The sequence below is a fragment of the Clostridium culturomicium genome, assembly GCF_000821305.1.
GTDB classification, from domain to species: Bacteria; Bacillota; Clostridia; order Clostridiales; family Clostridiaceae; genus Clostridium_J; species Clostridium_J culturomicium.
In genome coordinates this window covers 241,106-262,163 of record NZ_CCXK01000015.1, presented here as the reverse complement: position 1 = coordinate 262,163, position 21,058 = coordinate 241,106, and the positions used below count along the sequence as shown (strand labels likewise).

Genomic DNA, 21,058 nt, shown 5'->3' with positions numbered 1-21,058 from the left:
TATGAATGGGTGCAATTATGCAGGGGAATTTCATATAGAATTAGAAAAAAGAGGAAATGTAACAGTAATATCTAAGAAGTATTTTAATGGATTAGTTAAAGTATCTCCTACAATTCACCTAGATAAAGAGAAGATTTCTACATATTTTATTTTAGGACTTGGAGGAGGATATGTAGAAGGTGAAAAGTATAGGAATTCAGTTTACCTGAAGGAAGATGCAAGAGCAATTGTAACAACACAAGCAGCAACTAAAGTATATAAATGTTTAAAGGGTTATAAAACTGAACAAGAGACAGATATAAAATTAGAAAAGGGTAGTGTATTAGAGTATATTATGGATTCTGTAATTCTTTATCGAGATGCAGAATATAAGCAAAAAAATAATATTTATTTAACTTCTTCTTCTACACTTATTTATTCTGATGCAATAACTTCTGGGTGGTCTCCAGAGGGTGACAAGTTTCAATATAGTAATCTTCAATTAAGTACAAAGATCTATGTAGATAATAGGCTTGTTTTACTGGATAATCTTTTGATAAATCCAAAAGAATATGATGTTACAGGCTTAGGTTATTTTGAGGGATACGAAAATTTTGGAACTCTAATAGTAATAGATTATAGGATCTCAAAAGAAGTTATAGATTTATTGAGAATTAAATTAAAGGAATTGGAGTTGCCAATAAGTTATGGAATCTCTTTACTGGAGGAAAATGGGTTTGTTTTAAGAGTACTTAGTAATTTAACACAGAATATAGAGTGTGCTATAAGTACATGTCATAATTACATACGCAAAATGCTAGTAAATTCAGGAGACTTAGTAATACGTAAGTATTAACTATTTACATAGAAGGAAAAATGTTAGGTGTAGTTTTATTATATGTTGGAATTGTACTAATAAATAATGGAATATGTTACTGGTAGATTTGAAGGGGCACTATACGCCACCACCAGGAAAAAACACCAACAGCTTAATGTTGGTGTTTTCAATTTATAGTGATATAATTATTTGAAATATATGATAAGAGGTAAAACAAATGACATTTAAAGAACTTGGAATAAATGAAGATATAATAAAGGTTTTAAAAAGAAATGGAATAACAAATCCAACAGATATTCAAATAGGTAGCATTAAAGAGATATTAAATGGTAAGGATGTTATAGCGGAAGCACAAACAGGCACAGGTAAAACATTAGCTTTTTTACTTCCTATATTTGAAAATATCTTACCAGAATCGAAATATATTCAATGTTTAATAGTTGCTCCAACAAGAGAACTTGCTATACAAATTACTGAAGAGACTGCAAAGCTAAAGGAAGGTAAAGATGTTGGTGTTTTAGCTATGTATGGAGGAAAGGATATAGGAGCACAGCTGAATAAACTGAAAGGCAATATACAAATTATTATTGCTACACCTGGAAGACTTCTTGACCATATAGAAAGAAATACTGTTGATTTAAAGAAAATAAAAACTGTAGTTATTGATGAAGCAGACCAGATGCTGCTTATGGGATTTAAAAATGAAATTAATAAGATAATGAAAGTATGCCATAAAAGGGTTCAGACCTTATGCTTCTCTGCCACAATGGATTCTGCAGTGAAAAAGCTGGCATACAGATATATGAATGATCCTGTGGTTGTAACTATTGAAAAAGAAGAGGTAACTCTTGAAAATATAAAGCAGCAGGTTGTGGAAACAACAGATAGATTAAAAAGGGATGCTTTATGTACTGTTTTAGATGAAGATAATCCTTTTATGGCTATTATATTCTGCAGAACTAAGAGAAGAGCTGATGAGCTTGAGGTAGTGATGCATAGAAAAGGATATAACTGCAAGGTGATTCATAGTGATATTCCACAAAATAAACGTGAAAGAATTATGAAGTCTTTTAGGAATGCAGATATCCAATATTTAATTGCAACAGATGTTGCTTCAAGAGGACTAGATATAAATGGAGTAAGTCATATATATAATTATGACATCCCTGAAAAAATAGAGACATATATTCACCGTATCGGCAGAACTGGAAGAGCTGGTGAAGAAGGATATACATGTTTATTTGTTGATCCAAAGGATTCTAGACTCTTAGGTGAGATAGAGAGAGAAATTAAATTCACTATTCCAAGAAGGTTTGTATAATAAAGATAAGTAAAACAAATGGTATTACAAAATAATAATTATCTATTGCAATAAGGCATAAATAAAAGTAACATATTTATAATAGAATAAGTGTGTTTTAGATTCTAAGTATCAAAGTGTTTTACTAGTGAAGGGATGATGAATATGTTTGAGAACTTAAGAAAATTTGACCCAGCAGTATATAGTCTTATGAAGGAAGAGTTAATTAGGCAACAGAGAAATATTGAATTAATAGCATCAGAGAACATAGTTTCAGTTGAAGTTATGGAGACTATGGGAAGCCATCTTACAAATAAATATGCAGAGGGTTATCCAAGTAAGAGATATTATGGAGGATGTCAATATATTGATGAGATTGAGAGTTTAGCAATAGAAAGACTTAAGGAAGTTTTTGGTGCAGAACATGCTAATGTTCAACCACATTCAGGAGCAAATGCAAATATGGGAGTATATTTTGCAGTTTTAAAACCAGGTGATAAAGTAATGGGTATGAACCTTTCACAAGGTGGACATTTAACTCACGGCTCGCCTGTAAATATTTCTGGTCAATACTTTGATTTTCATGAATATGGAGTAACTAAGGAAGATGGATTAATTGATTATGAGAATGTAAGAAAGATTGCTCATGACATTAAGCCAAAATTAATTGTTGCAGGTGCAAGTGCTTATCCAAGAGCTATTGACTTTAAAAGATTTAGAGAGATAGCTGATGAAGTTGGAGCATTACTTATGGTTGATATGGCACATATAGCTGGTTTAGTTGCAGCTGGTCTTCATGAAAACCCTTGTGAGTATGCGCATTTTGTTACAAGTACAACTCATAAAACTCTAAGAGGACCTCGTGGAGGAATTATTCTTTGTAAAGCTGAATATGGCAAGGTTATAGATAAAGCAATATTCCCAGGAACTCAAGGTGGACCTTTAGAACATATTATTGCAGCTAAGGCAGTATGTTTTAAGGAAGCTTTAAGTGAGAAATTTAAGGAGTATCAAAAACAAGTAGTAAAGAATGCTAAGGTTTTATCAGAAGAGCTTATGAACAGAGGCTTTAAACTATTAACTGAAGGAACTGATAACCATTTAATACTAGTTGATTTAACTAATAAAAATATTACCGGTAAGGAAGCAGAAAAAGTCTTAGATGAAGCATATATAACAACTAATAAAAATACAATTCCGTTTGACCCTAATGGACCATTTGTAACTAGTGGGATAAGAATAGGAACACCAGCGGTAACAACTAGAGGTATGAAGGAAGAAGATATGAAGGTAATTGCAAAGGCGATTGATTTATGTCTTACTTATAAAGATATAGAGAAAGCTAGAGAACTAGTTGTGGGATTAACAGAGAAATATCCAATATATAATGAGCATAAGTTAATGAATTAATTTATATACTAACTGATATCTATAAAGTGTTACGATACAGTTAATTATATTCAGGTAAGAGCCTTCTAATTTTGGAAGGCTCTTTACTTTATTAAATAATCAAAGATATACAAACAGCAGGGTAGGGAAACTATACTATGATGTTGGTAGTTGTTCAGAGGAATTAATAGAAGTATAATAGGTAGTGCTAAAGTAAGGGTTTAAAGTTATGAGTTAGGACCTATAGTTTGCTTAAATGTATGCTATGCTGAAAGTAGTTTTAGTGGAATTAAATAAATTAATAAATGGAGTAAAAAGTATGAGTAATAAGGACGAGATATTAAAGATACAAGGTTATGATGAATTTAAGTGTACAGCTGAAAAATGTAGATTTACATGTTGTGCAGGTTGGGATATTGGAATAGATGATGATACCTATGAAAGATGGAATTGTGAAAAAGGTAATAAAGAGTACATATTAAAAAACATTGAAAGTAGAAAATGTGGTAAAAAACAAGCGTATTTCGTTAATAAGGAGACCAATGAGGCATGTCCGTTTCTTGATAATATGGGATTATGCCAGATAATTAAGAACCATGGTGAAGAGAATTTAGCTTTAACTTGTAGAAGTTTTCCAAGAATAGAGAATACAGTAGGTGGTAAAAAAGAGCTATCTTTATCATGCTCATGTCCGGAGGTTGTTGAGATTATTAGCAATATTCAAGGTAAGCTTACAATGAATTCGGATAGTAGTGTAGAAAATAATATTGATTTATTAGAGTATGAAATTAGATCTGGCCTTGAAAATATAACTAAGGAAGAAGATTTAGCTTTAGATAAAAAGCTTATAGTTTCATATCAAATGCTTATGGAGCTCTTAAAGTATAAAAGCTTTGGAAGAGGAGCACTTATCAATACTATTGAAAGATATAAAGATAGAGCAAAAGTAGAAGAAGTAATTGCTGATTGTGATGAATTAGAAGAAGATATAGACGGAGCTATTGAAGAAATTAATTATCTTTTTATAGATATAATTGAAAATTATAAAGAAGTAGAAGGCTTAAAGGAGATTCTAAGTGATATTTCGGACTTTGCAGAAGAAGCTGAGCTTGAGGAATTAGCTGAAAACTGGAATCAATTTAAGTCTGATTTTAAAAATTTTGATGAACTTTTAGAAAGGTGTGTTGTTTCAAAGATTTTAAGCAATTGCATAAGCAGCGATTTAAATGAAATGATTATTGCATTTGAACTTATTGTACTAGAGTATTTATTAGTTAGATATGCTATGTTTATCAAGTTTAGTATGAGTGAGAATAAAGATTTGAACCTTCAAGATGTTAAGGATTATATTGTTGCATTTTCAAGGATAATTGGAAATAATACAGAGGCAGTAGTTGAGTTTATTAAAGATGGCTTTGGAGATACTATTTTAGAGATAGGATATCTTTGCTTCATAACTTTGTTTTAATGGAGTAAATTTTAAGAAAATTGAATTTTAAATTTTATAAATAGTATACATATAGTTAAGAGAAAGCAATTATGAAGTGTTAATTGTTAAACGATTTTACACTGCAGAAAATAGTAAGTATGATAATGTAATTAATAAATTTATTTTATATAAAACTAAGGCATGGAGCATCTAAGGATTTCCATGCCTTAGTTATTTTATAAAATTTATTCGTTGTTATTTAACATATCAAGTACATAATTTGGAAGACAGAATGCACCCTTATGTAATTCTGTATTATAGTATTTAGTTTCAAGGCCTAAAGCATTCCAGTTTTCTGCATTTAAATCTTTAACAGGATCTAATTTTTTTGATGCAAAACCGAAAATCATATGACCTGAAGGGTAAGTTGGCATGTGATATTGATATGCCTTACAAATATTAAATAATTTATTTAGCTTTGAGTAAGATCTCTTCATCTCATATGCATTATGTGAGTAATATGGACTTTCACACTGATTAATTAGAATTCCATTTTCAGTTAATGCGTTGTAACAATCTGTGTAAAAAGCAGTTGAGAATAGACCTTCTCCTGGGCCAAATGGATCTGTTGAGTCAACGATAATTAAATCGTATTTGTTTTTCTTGTCTTCAACAAATTTTATGCCATCCTCAAAGAATAAATTTACTCTTGGATCAGATAATTTGTTAGAAGTAAAAGGTAGGTGTTCAATAGAAGCTTTTACTACAAGCTCATCTATTTCAACCATATCTATGTTTACTATATTTTTATATCTAGTCAGCTCTCTAATGGTACCACCATCTCCAGCACCGATAACAAGAACATTTTTTATTTCAGGATTTGTAGCTAAAGCTACGTGAGTAATCATTTCATGGTAAATAAATTCATCTTTTTCAGTTACCATTGTCCAATTGTCAATAACGAGTACTCTTCCAAATTCATAGGTGTCTATTACGTCTATCTTTTGAAACTCACTTTCTGCAGAATAAAGATGTTTTTTAACCTTCATTGAAAAATTAACATTCTCCGTTTGATTTTCTGTATACCATAATTCCATATTCATCTTTCCTATACCTCCAATTTGTGTGCTATTGCAAAATCATTATATTGGCCATTGCCAAAGGTTTTAATTTTATCGAAAAGTCCACGGGAAACTTCCGTTGATTCACTTCTGTCTGCACCTAAAACTTTCTCAAGATACTTAAATCCATTCCATGGATTAACGGTGTCACCACAGGTGAATAAATCCACTGATGCATATCCATATTCTGGCCAGGTGTGTATGGTAAGGTGGGATTCTTGTATAATTACAGCTCCACTAACACCCCATGGGTTGAATTTATGAAAACAGCTGGTAACAATGGTTGCATTTGCTTCCTTGGCAGCCTGATTCATATATTCCTCAATAGCCTCATGATTTTTTAATAACTCCTTATCGCAGTTATAATACTCTACTAAAATGTGTCGTCCTAGTTGTTCAATATTCATAATATACCTCCTAAAAATTTAATTTACATCCATCCAACTGATAAGTAGACTTTTAATAAAAATGCAGTACTCATAAGACCTCCTTATAAAAATTCAACAAAAGTTTAGTAATACTAAACTTGAAGTTAACTTTTACTAATACAGAAAATATTTTAAAGTTTTTTTGATTTATTGTCAATAGTTTGATTATTTAAACATATAAGTTTTAGATGTATGTAAATAGATTTAAACCATTTGTAAATTAAGTAAAATAGCCATTTGTATAAGCGAAGAAGTTTGTTTGAAAAATAGAAGGAAATTTAATAACATTTAGCGAAAGAGGTATAGGAAATTATAATTTAAATGAATTGTTAGGAGGAAAATGCATGAGTAATAAATTAAAAACCAATAGAGATAAAGTAGTGAAATGGTCAGTTATGGGAAAAATACATCATCCAGTTGGTGGGGGATATAGAATCACCCATGATGGAATTCCAATGGTTTTGCCAGCTACAGGAGGGATATCTTATAATGTGAGAATTGGGGATTCAGCCTTTGGATGGGCTGGTGATCATGTTGAACCAGGAGTTTCAATAAGAAATGAAAATAAGGATGAAAATGCAGCGTTAATGACCTTTGCCTGCATTGGAAATGAAGCTAAGATTGTTTCTGGGGAAGCTGCTGGAGAGAAGGGCTATGTAACTGGAATGCATGGCGGAATTGATCATGTTTTAATCTGCTTTGAACAGTCTACTTTAGAAAAATTAACTATTGATGATAAGATTATGGTTAAAGCTTATGGACAAGGATTAAAGTTGAAGGATTATCCAGAGATTCAATTAATGAGTATTGATCCAGATATGTTTGAGAAAATGAATATAACAGAAAAAGATGGCAAACTTCAGGTTCCAGTTGTGGCAGTAGTTCCACCATATTTAATGGGATCAGGTATTGGATCTCCAAGTGCATATACTGGAGATTATGATATTATGACTGGGGATGAAGCTGAAATAAAGAGATTAGGTCTAGATAAATTAAAATTTGGAGATTTAGTTTTATTACAGGACTGTGATAACTCTTATGGAAGAGGATATTTAAAGGGAGCTGTAAGTGTTGGAGTAATTGTTCATAGTGATTGTGTTAAAGCAGGACATGGACCAGGAGTTACAACAATTATGGTGAGCAAAGGTTCAAATATTGAAGCTGTAATTGATGAAAATGCAAACATAGGCAAGTATGTTAGATAAGAAATTTGAATTCAGTAGTTAGTGGGAGAAATGTTTAGAATTTAATAAACTGTGCAATTTGAAAGAAAAAATGAACTGCATCTATAGAAAAATAGGTGTAGTTCATTTTATTTTATCAAAGTATTATTTTTAATAAATCATCTTTTGAATTTATGTCTTTAGTCTGAGGAGTTACTAAATGTTTTATATCTTCACCGCATAAGGATCCATTTTCAATATAATTTTTTTCAAGTAGTTCTTGAGCCCAATAAATTACTTTATCTAGAGTTGTAACCTCAAGACATAAAATTTCAGAAAAGGATTTTAGAACGCATAGGCCGTTAAGAAGGTCATCTATGAAAAAGCTAGATTCGGAATCAAGATGATGTCCTTTATCAGTTTCATCAAGAGAATTAAAGTTTGGTGAAGTTCTAATCTTATGAGTTAATTGCTCTGGGGTCTGGATATTAAAATAAGTTTTTAAGCTATCAAAATTTTTATTGTTAGTATCATATAGCTGTTTTAATTCTAAGAATACTTTTTTGAGGTCTTCACTTAGCTGTAAAAGCATTGCAGAAGAATCATCACCCCATTCCTCATAAAAAAGAGGTATTTTTTTATATACAATGTTATCAGAATATACACTGAAGATTTCATAAATTTTAGATGGGTGAGGTGATGTAGCGTATGAAATTTCAGGTGAAGTTAGATAATCGTAAAATGGGGTACAAGGTATATCTATTAGGGTAGTCATATCACTGCAGACTTTTTCGTTATATTCTTGAGGAATAACACCTAATTTCATGTATGCATTTTTTTGCTTTAAGGAAATAGCTTTACCATAGGTTATTAGTCTTGTTAAGGATGGTACGCGTTGACTTCCAAAGAATATGCAGCCCTTTTTTATTAAATCATCTATATAGTATTCCTCTTTACTTCCAAAACTAGGGATAGCACCAATAACGGCCCCTTTTTTTGCATGGAGTGTTATTTCATTAATTGTATTCTCAACTATAAATGAAGGGTGAGTTATTAATATGTAGTCAGCATTTCTGACTGCTTCTTTTATGTCTGAGGTAACACAGTGCAACTTAACATGATGCTCAAAGTTTTTTTCTTCTTCTAGGAGAGTTAGTTCTTTATTAAAGAAATTTGATTTAGAGGTATAGACCCATACTTTGCAATCTTTCTTTAAAGATATATAAGCTGCAAGGTAGGTTCCAATATTACCAGCACCGATAATAGTTACTTTCATTAAATCACTCCTTGTTATTTGCATATGAAAATGCAACGTACAAAACAATTATTGTTGAGATTTTTCTGTAAGTTATCCTGAAGTATCTATTTATGAATGTAATAATTTTATCAGTATTATTAACAATAAAGAGAAGGAAGATACAGTTAAATATAATTTTCATTTAAAATTTTAGAAATATGTATGGCATGGTTAATGGTAACTTTATGTTTTAGGTGATAATATCAGAAGAAAAGGTTAAGTGATATAATAGCATTGATACATTTAAAGGGTTGATATGATTTTTATTTTAGAAAAAGATAAGGCTATTAATATATTTGAGAAAAATCAGGGGGATGAACATATATGATAAAGAATGAAAATAATATGTACGTAGATGCACATAATCACTTAGACTTTTATGGTGAAAATATAGGAGAAGCTATAAGTGATATAAATGATAATAAGATTATTACTTTAGCAAATAGTATGGATGTGGACAGTTATATTTTAAATAAGGAATATGAAAAGCAAAGTGAATACATAATTCCTACCTTTGGAATTCATCCTAATAGTGTGTCTGAGTTTGCTGGAGAGTTAAAAGACATAATACCATACATAGAGGAGAGTACGCTTATTGGAGAAATAGGTTTGGATTTTTTATGGGTTGAAGATAGGAGCTTAGACTCTAAGCAAAGAGAGATATTTTACTTTATTTTAGATGAATCGATTAAAAGAAGTAAATTTGTTTCAATCCATACTAAAAATGCAGAGCAGGAAATATATGAGGCATTAAAAATTAGAAATTACAACAAGGCAATTATACATTGGTACAGTGGACCTTTAGATATTTTAGATAAGCTGATAGAGTTAGGCTGTTACTTTACTATAAGTGTTGACTTAGGATATTCTGATTTAACAGAAGAAGTATTAAAGAGGATTCCATTAGATAAACTATTGGTAGAGACAGATGGGCCAACAGCTCTTGAATGGATTAATGGAGATTATGGATACCCAAGAGAAATAAAGAATGTTGTTAAAAGTGCTTCGATAATTAAAGGAATTGAAGAGCAGAAGCTTATTGAGGTAATTTATAATAACTTTCATAGGATTATAAATTAAAGCATTGACAAAATGGGGAATTGTCCATTACTATGAAATTAATAATTAATTTCATAGTAAATTTATCTGGGGAGGCGTTTTGCCTGAGAGGAAATGATGATTTCGACCCATAGTACCTGATTTGGATAATACCAGCGTAGGAAGATATTAAGTAGATATATAGATTATTTAAGAATTATCTAACGTATAGTTTTCAATGAAGGGAAGCTATACGTTTTTTTATTTATGATAAATGAGGAAAGGAGGAAAACTAATGAAGAAATCTAAATCGATTTTAGATATAAGCCTGCCAATATTATTTATGGCTGCCTTACTTGTCATATGGGAACTGGTAATAAATCTTGGAGGCATACAAAAATATATAATGCCTGCACCTAGTGATATTGCTTTAGCTTTAGTCATGGATTTTAATGCAATGGTACCTCATATAATGGCAACACTATATGAAAGTGTTGTAGGATTTAGCATAGCGGTTGCTTTAGCACTTATTTTAGCAATAGTCATGGATTTAATGCCAATGGTAAAGAAGGCTGTATATCCAGTATTTATTGTATCCCAAACGGTTCCTGTAATTGCATTGGCACCATTATTTATTATTTGGTTTGGCTTTGGGGCACTTCCAAAAATAATTGTAGTTGTTATTGTTTGTTTTTTCCCAATTGTAATCAGTATTTCTGATGGATTGGAAAATGTAGATAAAGATTTAATAAATCATTTTAAATTAATGGGGGCATCCAAATTAAAGAGGTTCTTCCATTTGAAACTTCCTTATGGAATAATAAATTTCTTTTCGGGACTTAGAATTGCAGCAACCTACAGCATTATGGGGGCGGTAATTGGAGAGTGGCTCGGAGGAGATAAAGGGCTTGGAGTATATATGACAAGAGCAAGAAGTACATATGCTTTAGATAAGATGTTTGCAGCAATTGTGGTTATTGTATTAATGAGTATGATAATTTTCTATGTTATTGGAATCAGTGAGAAATTATGTACACCTTGGAATAGGGAAAATAAAGTAAGCAATAGTTAAGGGAGAATCTAAATATATGGTTTGGATGTTCGAACTTACTTAGTAGAGCATTATTTCGAAAAATATTAGAAAGAGTTTCATTAAAAATACTAAAGAGCAAAGGGGATTAAGATAATGAAAAAGAAATTAGCAGCATTAGTTGCACTTGGATTAAGTTCAGTTTTATTTTTAAGTGGATGTGGTACAAAACAGGATAAGGCTGAAGAAAATGGACTTGAAAAAGTAAGGGTAATTTTAGATTGGACACCAAATACAAATCATACAGGGTTTTACGTTGCAAAGGAATTAGGGTATTATGAGGACTTAGGTCTTGATGTTGAAATAATTCAGCCTTCAGAAGGGTCATCATTACAGTTAATATCTGCAGGAAAAGGAGATTTTGCAGTAAGCTATCAAGAAGATTTAACCTATGCTAAAACTTCCGATGAGCCATTACCAGTGAAAGCTATAGCAGCAATTATACAACATAATACATCAGGTTTTGCATCTCCAAAGGAGAAGAATATTGAGACTGTTAAAGACTTTGAAGGTAAAGTTTACGGGGGATTCGGTGGTCCTAGTGAAAGAGCAATATTACAGGCTGTTATGGAGAAGAATGGAGCTGATTTTTCAAAGTTAACTACTGTGGATGTTGGAAGTGAAGATTTCTTTATTGCAACGAAGAATAATATTGACTTTGAGTGGACTTTTGAAGGTTGGACTAATGTATCAGCAAAACTAAGAAATTTCGATATTAACTATATTCCTTTAAGAGAATTGGATGAGAGATTAGATTATTATACTCCAATCATAGCAGCATCTGAAAAGGTACTTGCAGAGAAAGCAGATATGGTTTCAAAGTTTATGGAAGCAACAACAAAGGGTTATGAGTATGCTATCACAAACCCAGAAGAGTCAGCAAAAATATTAGTTAAAGCTGTTCCAGAAATTGATGAACAATTGGCAATAGAAAGCCAGAAATTCTTAGCTGATGAGTATAAAGCTGATGCATCAAGATGGGGAGAAATGAAAGATAGTGTTTGGAATAACTATACTCAATTTCTTTTAGAAAATAATCTTATAAAAGAAAATTTAGAAGCAAGTGAGGCTTATACAAATGAGTTCCTTCCAAAGTAAGATAAGCTTAAATCATATAAGTAAGTCCTATGATAACATGAAAATATTGAAGGATATAACCCTTCATGTAAATGAAGGAGAGCTTATTTCTATTGTAGGGCCGTCAGGTAGTGGAAAAAGTACTATATTTAACATAATTACAAAGCTAACTAATATAGATGGTGGAGAAGTTGATATTAGTGGTAAAGTGAGTTATATGTATCAAAAGGATATGATGGTTCCGTGGAAAAAGGTTATTGATAATATTGCAATTCCACTTGTACTTAAAGGGATTAAGAAAAGTGAAGCCCGCAGGGAAGTTGAGAAATATATAGAAACCTTTGGGCTTAAAGGATTTGAATACAAATATCCAACTCAGTTGTCGGGAGGAATGAAGCAGAGAGCAAATTTTCTTAAAACCTTTCTAACTTCAAATGAAATTATGCTTTTGGATGAACCTTTTGGCGCATTAGATTCAATAACAAGAAAAAATCTTCAAAAATGGCTAATTGATTTAAAGCAAAAAATGAACTCTACAATATTATTTATAACCCATGATATAGATGAGGCTATACTAATTTCTGATAGAGTTTATGTAATAACAGAAAAGCCGGCAGTAATTAAAGGGGAAATAAAGATTCAGCTTCCAGAGTGTGGGGAAAATGAAGTATCACTTTGTAAGGAATATATAGATCTAAAGAGAAGCTTAATAAAGCTTTTAGAAAACTAAAAAATACAATATAAAAATGCAAGAACACCTATAGTCAGCATTGGTATTAAAGGCTGATTATAGGTGATTTTTTATTTTATTTATTAAAAGAATTTGTTGACATAATAGTATAATGGTAGGATGATAAAGGTATAAAATGAATTATATTACATTTATGTATGTGTGTTATGAGAGAGGGGATGGGACTTAAATTTATTTAAAAGCATTATAATTATCAGTAAAAAAGTATACTCTTGAGGTAAATTATTTAATTTATCTTAAAAGGAAGGGAGATATTAAATGACTATTTCTTTCGGAGAATTTATTAATCAGATAATACATAATGTACCTCTATTAATAACCACTATTTTAACGTTAGGTGTAATTTTAGTAAATGGGTGGACTGATGCACCAAATGCTATCGCTACTTGCGTTTCAACAAGAGCAATTAAGCCGAGACCAGCAATTTTGATGGCTGCGTTTTTTAATTTCCTTGGAGTATTTGTTATGACTACAATAAATGCTAATGTAGCACAAACAATATATAAGATGGTTGATTTTGGTGGAGATCCACAGATTGCTTTAGTGGCATTATGTGCAGCATTATTTGCTATTGTTGTTTGGGCGACAGCTGCATGGTACTTTGGAATTCCGACTAGTGAAAGCCATGCATTAATAGCAGGGTTATCTGGTGCAGCAATAGCACTTCAAGGTGGATTGAGTGGAATAAATGGTTCAGAATGGATAAAAGTTGTATATGGATTAATTTTATCTACGGGACTTGGATTCACTATGGGATGGATAACTGTAAAAATAATAGAGTTTATATGTAAGGGGATTGATCGAAGAAAATCAACAGGACCATTTCAAGGTGCTCAGGTTTGTGGTGGAGCAGCAATGGCATTTATGCATGGAGCTCAAGATGGACAAAAGTTTATGGGAGTTTTCATGCTAGGAATATTTTTAGCAGAAGGACAAGCCAATGTTAGCAGCTTTGTTATTCCAATATGGTTAATGGTTTTAAGTTCTGCAGTAATGGCATTAGGAACATCAATTGGAGGATATAAAATTATTAAGGCTGTAGGCATGGATATGGTTAAATTAGAAACCTATCAGGGCTTTGCAGCGGATGTCGCAGCAGCAGGATGTCTTCTCATTTCATCAGTAACTGGCATTCCTGTAAGTACAACACATACTAAGACAACTGCAATTATGGGAGTTGGAGCAGCAAAAAGACTAAGCTCTGTAAATTGGGGCGTAGTTAAGGAAATGATTTGGACATGGGTTCTTACTTTCCCTGGCTGTGGACTTATAGGATTTCTAATGGCAAAAATCTTTATTTCAATTTTCTAGAATAGAACTGTATTTAGAGAGGGAGTATATAAAATGGGAAAGAAAAAAGGTAATGATTACTTTGAAATGATGGCAGAACTAGTGATATATTCATGTGAGGCAGCTTCTTTGCTTAATGAAATTTTGAAGGATTTTGATGCAGGTCAATTGGAAGATAGATTAGAGAAGATGCATGAAATAGAACATACTGCAGATGTGAAAAAACATGATATGATGAATAAATTAGCTAAAGAGTTCATTACTCCAATTGAAAGAGGAGATATAATAGAATTATCACACCAGATTGATAATGTTACTGATGCAGTGGAAGATGTACTAGTAAGGTTATATATGTTTAACATAACATCTCTAAGGAGTGAGGCTTTAGAGTTTTGTTCTATAATTATTGAGAGCTGTGAAAAACTTAAAAAGTTAATGGATGAATTCCATAATTATAAAAAATCTACTACAATTAGATATTTAATAATAGACATAAATGCTTTAGAAGAAGAAGCAGATAGATTGTATACGAAAAGTATGAGAAATTTATTTACAACTTCTACAGATCCTATAGAAATTATAACTTGGAAGGAGAACTTCTATTTTTTTGAAAAGTGTTGTGATGCTTGTGAGGCGGCAGCAGATGTAGTTGAATGTGTAATAATGAAAAATTCATAAGAGAAGAGGCTGATGAAAGACATCAGCCTTTTTTTTGCAACAAAATCAGGTGCTTGTTTGTTATTAACAAATAAGTTTGTTAAAACAGCATTGTAATCTCGGTTAGGGATTGGATATACATGTGTTACATCTACCGATTTACTAAAGTACAAGGTTGAGGAAGTTATATAAAGATGATGGGGTTTATTGGAAGTTTATCATTGAATATTATTAAAAAAAATTGTGGAATTCGCGTAACAAAAGTTAAAATATGTTAAAATATAATATGTATATATAAAGTACAAGAATACATATTGAGTTTTGGAATATGTGTTTGATTTTACTTTGGGGGATTTATGAAGAAAAACATTAAAGTAGGTATTATTTTTATCATTATTTTAAGTTTATTAGTTGGTGGGTTGTATTTAATCCTTATAAATAAAAATGAAAAGTTAAATGTTGAGGAAAGATTAAATGATATTATTGATTTAATTTTATCAGAAGAAATTAAGGTTTTATCAGATAGTGAAGAGAAAAAACTGGAGGAATATGTTTCTAATACTTTAAAAACATCAATTAATAATAAAGTTATTTGTAAATCATATTTTATTTTAGGGTATATAAATGCTAATAATTTGAAGTATGATGTGGCAATAGAACTATTAAATAAGGCGATTCCCTTATTAGGGAATATATATAATTCAGAAGTGAAAGCCCATACTTATTATGAGTTAAGTAAAATTTATTTAAAAGCTGAGGAGTATAATAAATCTACGGCATTTTTTCATAAAATGATTGAAGTATGTGAAATGGAAGATATAAGAGACGAGATTGTTGAGCTTAGTATAGATAGATGTAACGATTTGTACTTAACTCCAGGTGGCTTGAAAAAATCTATTGAGTTAATGGAAGAAACTTTGTCATTAGCAAGAGAACTGAAATGTACAGGTGTTGTTGATGCATATTATAAATTAGGTGTTTTATATGATTATGATAATAGAAGTGTAGAAGCCATTAATTGTAAGCTCGAGGCTCTTAGAATTTCAGAGGAGAATGGTTTAAGGAAGAAGGCTTTAGAGATAAATACAGACATAGGTGTTAATTATCTGTATGTTGGAAATTTTAATGAGGCCGTTAAGTATTTTAAGAAAGTCATTAGTAGCGAATTAGAGGATGAGGCTAAAGAGGCAGAGACTAAAAGTATTGCATTACTTTACTTAACCGAAAGTTTTTCGAGTATTGGAGACTATGAAAGTGCGAATATATGTCTTGAATTATTAGATGAGAGAATATATCAAATAACAGATAGGCTAAAAAGGGAAGATTGTATAATTTATATGTGTGCAATAAAGGCTGATTTAGAGTCAAGGAAGAGAAATCCCAAAGAGGCATTAAGGCTTCTTCACGAAGCAAAAAGCAGGTTTGATGAAAAAGGTCAAATTTTCTTCAATAATTTTGATATTAAGATTATTGAAGAATTTGGGGATGGATATTATGCATTAGCGGATTATGAAACAGCCTTGAAGTATCACAAAGAAGCACAGGAATTAGCTAAACAAAGAAAATTAGTTTATTTAGAATCAGTTCATAATGAGAAATTATATTTTGATTATAAGGAATTAGGTGACGAGAAGAATACAATTAAATATTTAGAGCAAAATAATGAATTACAAAAAAAAATAAAGAATAATCAAGATACTCAATACTCTCAATTTTTAATTACTAAGTTTGAAAAAGAAACAAGTATGAAAAAAATTTCACAGTTGGAAAGTCAAAAGGATATAATGAATTATCTTATTATCGGGCTAGTAATTATTACGGTTATAATTGTTCTTTTTAGTTGTTTTATATTTAAAAAGAATAAAGAAATAAGCAGATTAAATAAGTTGTTTAAAAACTTAAGTGTTACAGATGGGTTAACCAAGCTGCCTAATAGAAGAGCTTTAGATGAATACTTAGCTGGAAATTGGAGTTTATATCAAAAGACTTATATGCCGATATCCTTTGTAATGATGGATATCGATTATTTTAAAAATTATAATGATAATTATGGACATCCAGAGGGAGACAAGGTTCTGGAAGAAATAGCAGCAAGTATTGATGCCTCTTGTAGAAACTCTGACTTTGTTGCCAGGTATGGTGGAGAGGAATTTATTATCATAATGCTAAATACAGACCGGCATGAGGCGATAAATGTAGTACAAAGAATTCAAGAAGATATTTATAAATTAAATATCAAACATGAGTATTCTGAAGTTAGTGACAGAATTTCCTTGAGTATTGGTATCTCAACAGCATATGTTGGAAGTGCTAAGGATTATGATGAATATATAAAGAGGGCAGATATAGCTTTATATAAAGCAAAAGAAAGCGGGAAAAATACTTATTTTCATTTAGGGAATGATGAAAAGCAATAAAACTTAATTAAGGTTTTTAACAGCCACATCTAAAATAGATAGTGGTTGTTTTTTATGAAAGTTTTATAAAGAGGATAAAGCATGGTTGAAAAAGGTTTTGTTGACAAGAGGTTAAGGTGATGGTAATCTAAGTTATATAGTATTTAAAACTAGATGTTTTAGGTTTTTAGACAAATTAAGGATGGGGGACAGTAAATTATGATAAAAATTGTATCAGATTCATCAACACTTTATTCAATCGATGAAGCAAAGAAAAATAATATAGATATAACACCACTTTCAGTAACAATAAATCATGTAACATATAAAGAGTATGAAGAGATTCATACAGAAGAGTTTATCGATATAATTAACCAAGGACATGTTCCAGTTTCATCTCAGCCATCTATTGGTGAGGTAATCGATTTATATAATAGATATCCAGAGGCTGAAATAATAAACATTTCTATGGCAGATGGACTTTCAGGAACGTACAGCACTGCTTGTATGGCAAAGGGAATGGTAGATCATTCTGATAGAATAGAAGTAATTAACTCAAGAACACTATGCGGCCCACATAGATATTTAGTTGATGTAGCAGAAAAGTTAGTTGAAGCAGGAAAAACTAAGGATGAAATTGTGAAAGAGCTTAATGAGTTAATGGATACTTCGAATTCTTATCTAATACCAAATGATTTTGAGTATTTAGTTAGAGGGGGGAGATTATCACCTTTAGTTGGACGTATCGGAGGAATTATCAAACTTGTACCTGTTATGACCTTATCAGAAGATTGTACAAGATTAGAGAAGTTTACAACAAAGAGAACTTTGGGAAAAGCTCTGGAAAAGATTTGTGAAGATATGGTTGCAGCTGGAGTTGATAGTAGTTATAAGATATATATTGCCCATGCGTGCAAAGAAGAATTGGCAAAATCAGCACAAAATAATATAATAAAGAATATTGAGAATGCAGATATTGAAATAAAAAAATTAGGACCTGTATTTACAACACAAGGTGGTCCAGGATGTATTGCTATTCAGTACATCAAAAAGCATGATATATTAAGATAAATCTGCAGGTTAGGAGGAAAGATGGAAAATCAAATAAATGAAAATAGAATAGAAAATATTTTAGATTTTCATTGCCCAAGATTTAAAGAGCTGCCAAACGTTCCACTTTATAAGGATCAGGTTATTTTATACATTGAAAATGCTTTAAGACCTATAAATATTACATCAGATGAAAAATTATTAACACCAACAATGCTTAATAATTATGTTAAGCAGAAGGTTGTATCACCACCCAAAAACAAAAGATATAATGAGAAGCATTTAGCATATCTCATTGTAGTTTGCATTTTAAAGCAGGTTTATAGTTTAACAGAAGTATGTGAATTAATTAAGATACAGATAGCTACCTGCCCTATAGAAGAGGCATATGACTATTTTTGTTTAGAATTGGAAAAGATACTTAAGGCTGTTTTTACAACAAGAGATTTTACAGAGCCAAGTTCAGCTAAAAAACTGACCTTTGAAGGGGAAATAGTTAGATCAACTATAATGGCTTATGCAAATAAGTTATTTATTCAAAATTATCTTCTTGAAATGGCTGAAAACCAAGAAGAAGTAACTAAGTAGTTAATGATTATATAAATTAAAGTTTATAAGTTAATAGAAGACACCAAATTAAACATATCATTATTTTGCAACTTGATATGTTTAATTTGGTGTCTCTTTATATGTCTGATATATTAGAAGCTATTTCACTTAAATATTTTTTATCAATAATTTTATAATACTTTCCGTTTTTCTCTAGCCTTCCAGTGCTGCAAAAGCTATTTATTACCCTTAGAAGGTGTCTGTAGCTTGTGCATAACAGTTCAGCACATTCAGTAAGATTATAGTAAAAGATATCTTCTTTAGCATTTTTTAATATAAATGAAGCCAAGCGGCTCTCGAGTGAATCAAATAGTGTAATGCAGGTACTACTGGTCATAGAACTAAGTCTTTCTGCTAGGCTTAAACATGTATACCTTAAAAAGGATAAGTCGTTAAAAAGAGTTTCTCTATGATTAATCATAGAAATACCGATACAGTATACCTTGCTAATAGCTTTTACGGATGCTGTTGGAGGTTTTTCCCATAGACTGCAGGTTTCACCTAAAACCTCAAATGAATGAAAGTGAGATACGAACATTACCTTACCAGAACTGGAATGAGAAAATACTTTAACTTTACCGCTTACTAAGAAAAATAAGTAGTTAGAAGATTCACCTTCATTGATAAGATATTCACCTTTATTAAATGAAAATAACTCAATATTTGCTCTCATATCGTGAGAAAATATATTCAAAATACCAGTTTCATTTATATATTTGTTTAGTAAAGTTTTATTTTCAACCTTTTCCATAGCTGCCTCCATAAAATATATTTCTCATAATTTGCATGTTTATAATTCTAACATAGTGAACCGTGGGTATTCAATAATAGGAATGTAATAACTATGTAAAATAAAAATTACATATAAATAGTATATTTAAAGTGAATGTTTTCTATGTAAAAGTTGAATTAAATCAAAACAATCATATATTTTACGAACGTTAATGTTAAAAATACGTTAAATGTATAGGAAAATACATAAAAATATGACACAGGTCATATTTTTTTTGTTTGCGAATGATTTATAATGTAGATACAAATTGAGGATTGAGGAGATGAACTTATGAAAAAGTTTATGAAAAAAGTAGTATTTGGCTTATTATTCGTTATGTCAACTCTTGCTTTAGCTGGATGTTCTAATTCAAAAGGAAATGATTCAGCTGACAATGGAGAATCTACAGGAGACTATTCAAAATTAAGAATAGCTTTAATTTCAGACACAATAGGAACAGAGCAGTTTATTCTTCAAGCATATAATGCAGTAAAAGATGCTGCAGATGAATATGGATTTAAATGGACATCTATTGAATGTACAGATACAGCTGCATGGGAAGAAAACACTCGTGCTGCATCTAATGAAGGATATGACTTAATAATCGGTATTGGCTGGCAGGCAGCAGATCCATTTAGTGAAGCAGCAGATGCTTTCCCAGAAACAAAATATGCAGTAATTGATACAACAGCATCAAATGATAAAGTTACAAGTATTGGTTTTAACGAAGCAGAAGGATGTTATGTTCTTGGAACGATGATAGGAACAGCATTCCCGAATGAAAAAGTATATGGACATATTTCTTCATTCCAAAGTCAAGCTACATATAAATATAGATATGGGTTTGAAGAGGGGGTAAAATCTGTTAACCCAGATGCAAAATTCATGTACAACTTTACTAACTCTTACAATGATACTAACTTAGCTTATGAGTATGCATTACAACAAAAGGCGGCAGGTGCTAACTTCATATTCGGAGGAGTTAATGCAAGTTCAAACAACGGAATATACCAAGCAGCATTAGAATTAGAGAAGAAGGGTACTCCAATTTACACAAGCGGATTAAGCATTGATCAAACAACACCAGAAAACAAAAATATTGTAGGTGGAGTATTAAAGAATACAGCTGCATGTGTTAACACAATCCTTGATGAATTCTTAGCAGGAGAATTAAAAGGTGGTGCACAAATTCTTGGTTTAAAAGAGGGTGCATTTGGAGTTGTTGGTATAACAACAGAAACAATGAATTTCAGAAATGAAGAAATTATAACTGATGAAGTTATGGCTGCGGGTAAAGCTGCTGCTGATAAGATTATAGCTGGAGAGATTGTTATAGAGGTTCCAGAAGAATCTGCAAAATAATTATCATAGGTTGAATATATTA

19 protein-coding genes and 1 riboswitch are annotated in these 21,058 nt (G+C 31.0%); of the genes, 15 read left to right on the top strand and 4 right to left on the bottom strand.

From position 1 onward, the window contains the following. Position 1: 1 nt before the first annotated feature. The 4 genes from BN1075_RS08145 to fliB all read left to right on the top strand — a co-directional run bounded on the left by BN1075_RS08145 (position 2) and on the right by fliB (position 4,974). Positions 2 to 835 carry an urease accessory protein UreD gene (locus tag BN1075_RS08145; protein WP_040192629.1) on the top strand — a complete coding sequence of 278 codons (834 nt, stop codon included), beginning with the start codon at positions 2 to 4 and terminating at the stop codon, positions 833 to 835. Positions 836 to 1,034: 199 nt separating this feature from the next. Then, positions 1,035 to 2,138, top strand: coding sequence for a DEAD/DEAH box helicase (locus BN1075_RS08140; RefSeq protein ID WP_040192628.1), 1,104 nt, complete (start codon positions 1,035 to 1,037; stop codon positions 2,136 to 2,138). Positions 2,139 to 2,273: 135 nt separating this feature from the next. Next, on the top strand, positions 2,274 to 3,527 hold the full coding sequence (locus tag BN1075_RS08135) for a serine hydroxymethyltransferase (protein ID WP_197072290.1): 1,254 nt from the start codon (positions 2,274 to 2,276) through the stop codon (positions 3,525 to 3,527). A 298-nt stretch (positions 3,528 to 3,825) separates the two neighbouring features. After that, entirely contained in the window at positions 3,826 to 4,974 is a 1,149-nt protein-coding gene (gene fliB, locus BN1075_RS08130; RefSeq protein ID WP_040192894.1) for a flagellin lysine-N-methylase, read from the top strand. Between the two features lie 206 nt (positions 4,975 to 5,180). On the opposite strand, the gene speE is transcribed toward fliB, so the two are convergent. Beyond that, positions 5,181 to 6,032, bottom strand: coding sequence for a polyamine aminopropyltransferase (speE, locus tag BN1075_RS08125; RefSeq protein ID WP_040192893.1), 852 nt, complete (start codon positions 6,030 to 6,032; stop codon positions 5,181 to 5,183). A gap of 11 nt (positions 6,033 to 6,043) precedes the next feature. Beyond that, positions 6,044 to 6,457 carry an adenosylmethionine decarboxylase gene (speD, locus tag BN1075_RS08120; protein WP_197072293.1) on the bottom strand — a complete coding sequence of 138 codons (414 nt, stop codon included), beginning with the start codon at positions 6,455 to 6,457 and terminating at the stop codon, positions 6,044 to 6,046. Between the two features lie 371 nt (positions 6,458 to 6,828). On the opposite strand from speD, the gene BN1075_RS08115 reads away from it, so the two are divergent. Then, a complete protein-coding gene (locus tag BN1075_RS08115; RefSeq protein WP_040192625.1) occupies positions 6,829 to 7,689 on the top strand; it encodes a DUF4438 domain-containing protein in 861 nt (286 codons plus the stop codon). Between the two features lie 115 nt (positions 7,690 to 7,804). Here the strand turns inward: BN1075_RS08115 and BN1075_RS08110 are convergent, their stop codons facing one another. Next, positions 7,805 to 8,923, bottom strand: coding sequence for an NAD/NADP octopine/nopaline dehydrogenase family protein (locus BN1075_RS08110; RefSeq protein ID WP_040192624.1), 1,119 nt, complete (start codon positions 8,921 to 8,923; stop codon positions 7,805 to 7,807). A 345-nt stretch (positions 8,924 to 9,268) separates the two neighbouring features. Between BN1075_RS08110 and BN1075_RS08105 the strand changes: the two genes are divergently transcribed. The 9 genes from BN1075_RS08105 to BN1075_RS08065 all read left to right on the top strand — a co-directional run bounded on the left by BN1075_RS08105 (position 9,269) and on the right by BN1075_RS08065 (position 18,881). Continuing rightward, positions 9,269 to 10,024, top strand: coding sequence for a TatD family hydrolase (locus BN1075_RS08105; protein ID WP_235777770.1), 756 nt, complete (start codon positions 9,269 to 9,271; stop codon positions 10,022 to 10,024). Between the two features lie 57 nt (positions 10,025 to 10,081). After that, positions 10,082 to 10,184: riboswitch (TPP riboswitch) on the top strand. A gap of 93 nt (positions 10,185 to 10,277) precedes the next feature. Further along, positions 10,278 to 11,054 carry an ABC transporter permease gene (locus tag BN1075_RS08100; RefSeq protein ID WP_040192623.1) on the top strand — a complete coding sequence of 259 codons (777 nt, stop codon included), beginning with the start codon at positions 10,278 to 10,280 and terminating at the stop codon, positions 11,052 to 11,054. 114 nt (positions 11,055 to 11,168) lie between these two features. Further along, a complete protein-coding gene (locus tag BN1075_RS08095) occupies positions 11,169 to 12,170 on the top strand; it encodes an ABC transporter substrate-binding protein (RefSeq protein ID WP_148315480.1) in 1,002 nt (333 codons plus the stop codon). Further along, positions 12,151 to 12,879: an ABC transporter ATP-binding protein gene (locus tag BN1075_RS08090; RefSeq protein ID WP_040192621.1), complete on the top strand. Its 729-nt coding sequence runs from the start codon at positions 12,151 to 12,153 to the stop codon at positions 12,877 to 12,879. Before BN1075_RS08095 ends, BN1075_RS08090 begins: the two co-directional genes overlap by 20 nt. A 279-nt stretch (positions 12,880 to 13,158) precedes the next feature. Further along, the gene (locus BN1075_RS08085; protein WP_040192619.1) at positions 13,159 to 14,211 is read left to right on the top strand and encodes an inorganic phosphate transporter; all 1,053 of its coding nucleotides are present in this window, start codon (positions 13,159 to 13,161) and stop codon (positions 14,209 to 14,211) included. A 33-nt stretch (positions 14,212 to 14,244) separates the two neighbouring features. Continuing rightward, positions 14,245 to 14,868: a DUF47 domain-containing protein gene (locus tag BN1075_RS08080; RefSeq protein WP_040192618.1), complete on the top strand. Its 624-nt coding sequence runs from the start codon at positions 14,245 to 14,247 to the stop codon at positions 14,866 to 14,868. Positions 14,869 to 15,203: 335 nt separating this feature from the next. Then, positions 15,204 to 17,264, top strand: coding sequence for a tetratricopeptide repeat-containing diguanylate cyclase (locus BN1075_RS20715; protein ID WP_052406469.1), 2,061 nt, complete (start codon positions 15,204 to 15,206; stop codon positions 17,262 to 17,264). Positions 17,265 to 17,462: 198 nt separating this feature from the next. Next, positions 17,463 to 18,314 (top strand): DegV family protein, encoded by an 852-nt coding sequence (locus BN1075_RS08070; protein WP_040192617.1) that lies wholly within the window; start codon positions 17,463 to 17,465, stop codon positions 18,312 to 18,314. 21 nt (positions 18,315 to 18,335) lie between these two features. Beyond that, positions 18,336 to 18,881 (top strand): DUF1836 domain-containing protein, encoded by a 546-nt coding sequence (locus BN1075_RS08065; RefSeq protein ID WP_040192616.1) that lies wholly within the window; start codon positions 18,336 to 18,338, stop codon positions 18,879 to 18,881. 97 nt (positions 18,882 to 18,978) lie between these two features. Here BN1075_RS08065 and BN1075_RS08060 read toward each other — a convergent pair whose 3' ends face one another. Further along, positions 18,979 to 19,653: a cyclic nucleotide-binding domain-containing protein gene (locus tag BN1075_RS08060; RefSeq protein ID WP_040192615.1), complete on the bottom strand. Its 675-nt coding sequence runs from the start codon at positions 19,651 to 19,653 to the stop codon at positions 18,979 to 18,981. A 312-nt stretch (positions 19,654 to 19,965) separates the two neighbouring features. Here BN1075_RS08060 and BN1075_RS08055 point away from each other — a divergent pair, with 312 nt between their 5' ends. Beyond that, entirely contained in the window at positions 19,966 to 21,036 is a 1,071-nt protein-coding gene (locus BN1075_RS08055) for a BMP family lipoprotein (RefSeq protein ID WP_040192614.1), read from the top strand. Positions 21,037 to 21,058 lie beyond the last annotated feature (22 nt).

What these genes read in the sequence shown, in the direction of transcription:
- BN1075_RS08095 (WP_148315480.1), top strand. Translation starts at nt 11,169, where the DNA reads ATGAAAAAGAAATTAGCAGCATTAGTTGCACTTGGATTAAGTTCAGTT.
- BN1075_RS08080 (WP_040192618.1), top strand. Translation starts at nt 14,245, where the DNA reads ATGGGAAAGAAAAAAGGTAATGATTACTTTGAAATGATGGCAGAACTA.
- BN1075_RS08110 (WP_040192624.1), bottom strand. Translation starts at nt 8,923, where the DNA reads ATGAAAGTAACTATTATCGGTGCTGGTAATATTGGAACCTACCTTGCA.
- BN1075_RS08140 (WP_040192628.1), top strand. Translation starts at nt 1,035, where the DNA reads ATGACATTTAAAGAACTTGGAATAAATGAAGATATAATAAAGGTTTTA.
- BN1075_RS08090 (WP_040192621.1), top strand. Translation starts at nt 12,151, where the DNA reads ATGAGTTCCTTCCAAAGTAAGATAAGCTTAAATCATATAAGTAAGTCC.
- BN1075_RS08115 (WP_040192625.1), top strand. Translation starts at nt 6,829, where the DNA reads ATGAGTAATAAATTAAAAACCAATAGAGATAAAGTAGTGAAATGGTCA.
- BN1075_RS08100 (WP_040192623.1), top strand. Translation starts at nt 10,278, where the DNA reads ATGAAGAAATCTAAATCGATTTTAGATATAAGCCTGCCAATATTATTT.
- BN1075_RS08065 (WP_040192616.1), top strand. Translation starts at nt 18,336, where the DNA reads ATGGAAAATCAAATAAATGAAAATAGAATAGAAAATATTTTAGATTTT.
- speE (WP_040192893.1), bottom strand. Translation starts at nt 6,032, where the DNA reads ATGGAATTATGGTATACAGAAAATCAAACGGAGAATGTTAATTTTTCA.
- BN1075_RS08145 (WP_040192629.1), top strand. Translation starts at nt 2, where the DNA reads ATGAATGGGTGCAATTATGCAGGGGAATTTCATATAGAATTAGAAAAA.
- BN1075_RS08060 (WP_040192615.1), bottom strand. Translation starts at nt 19,653, where the DNA reads ATGGAAAAGGTTGAAAATAAAACTTTACTAAACAAATATATAAATGAA.
- BN1075_RS20715 (WP_052406469.1), top strand. Translation starts at nt 15,204, where the DNA reads ATGAAGAAAAACATTAAAGTAGGTATTATTTTTATCATTATTTTAAGT.
- BN1075_RS08055 (WP_040192614.1), top strand. Translation starts at nt 19,966, where the DNA reads ATGAAAAAGTTTATGAAAAAAGTAGTATTTGGCTTATTATTCGTTATG.
- BN1075_RS08135 (WP_197072290.1), top strand. Translation starts at nt 2,274, where the DNA reads ATGATGAATATGTTTGAGAACTTAAGAAAATTTGACCCAGCAGTATAT.
- BN1075_RS08085 (WP_040192619.1), top strand. Translation starts at nt 13,159, where the DNA reads ATGACTATTTCTTTCGGAGAATTTATTAATCAGATAATACATAATGTA.
- BN1075_RS08070 (WP_040192617.1), top strand. Translation starts at nt 17,463, where the DNA reads ATGATAAAAATTGTATCAGATTCATCAACACTTTATTCAATCGATGAA.
- BN1075_RS08105 (WP_235777770.1), top strand. Translation starts at nt 9,269, where the DNA reads ATGATAAAGAATGAAAATAATATGTACGTAGATGCACATAATCACTTA.
- fliB (WP_040192894.1), top strand. Translation starts at nt 3,826, where the DNA reads ATGAGTAATAAGGACGAGATATTAAAGATACAAGGTTATGATGAATTT.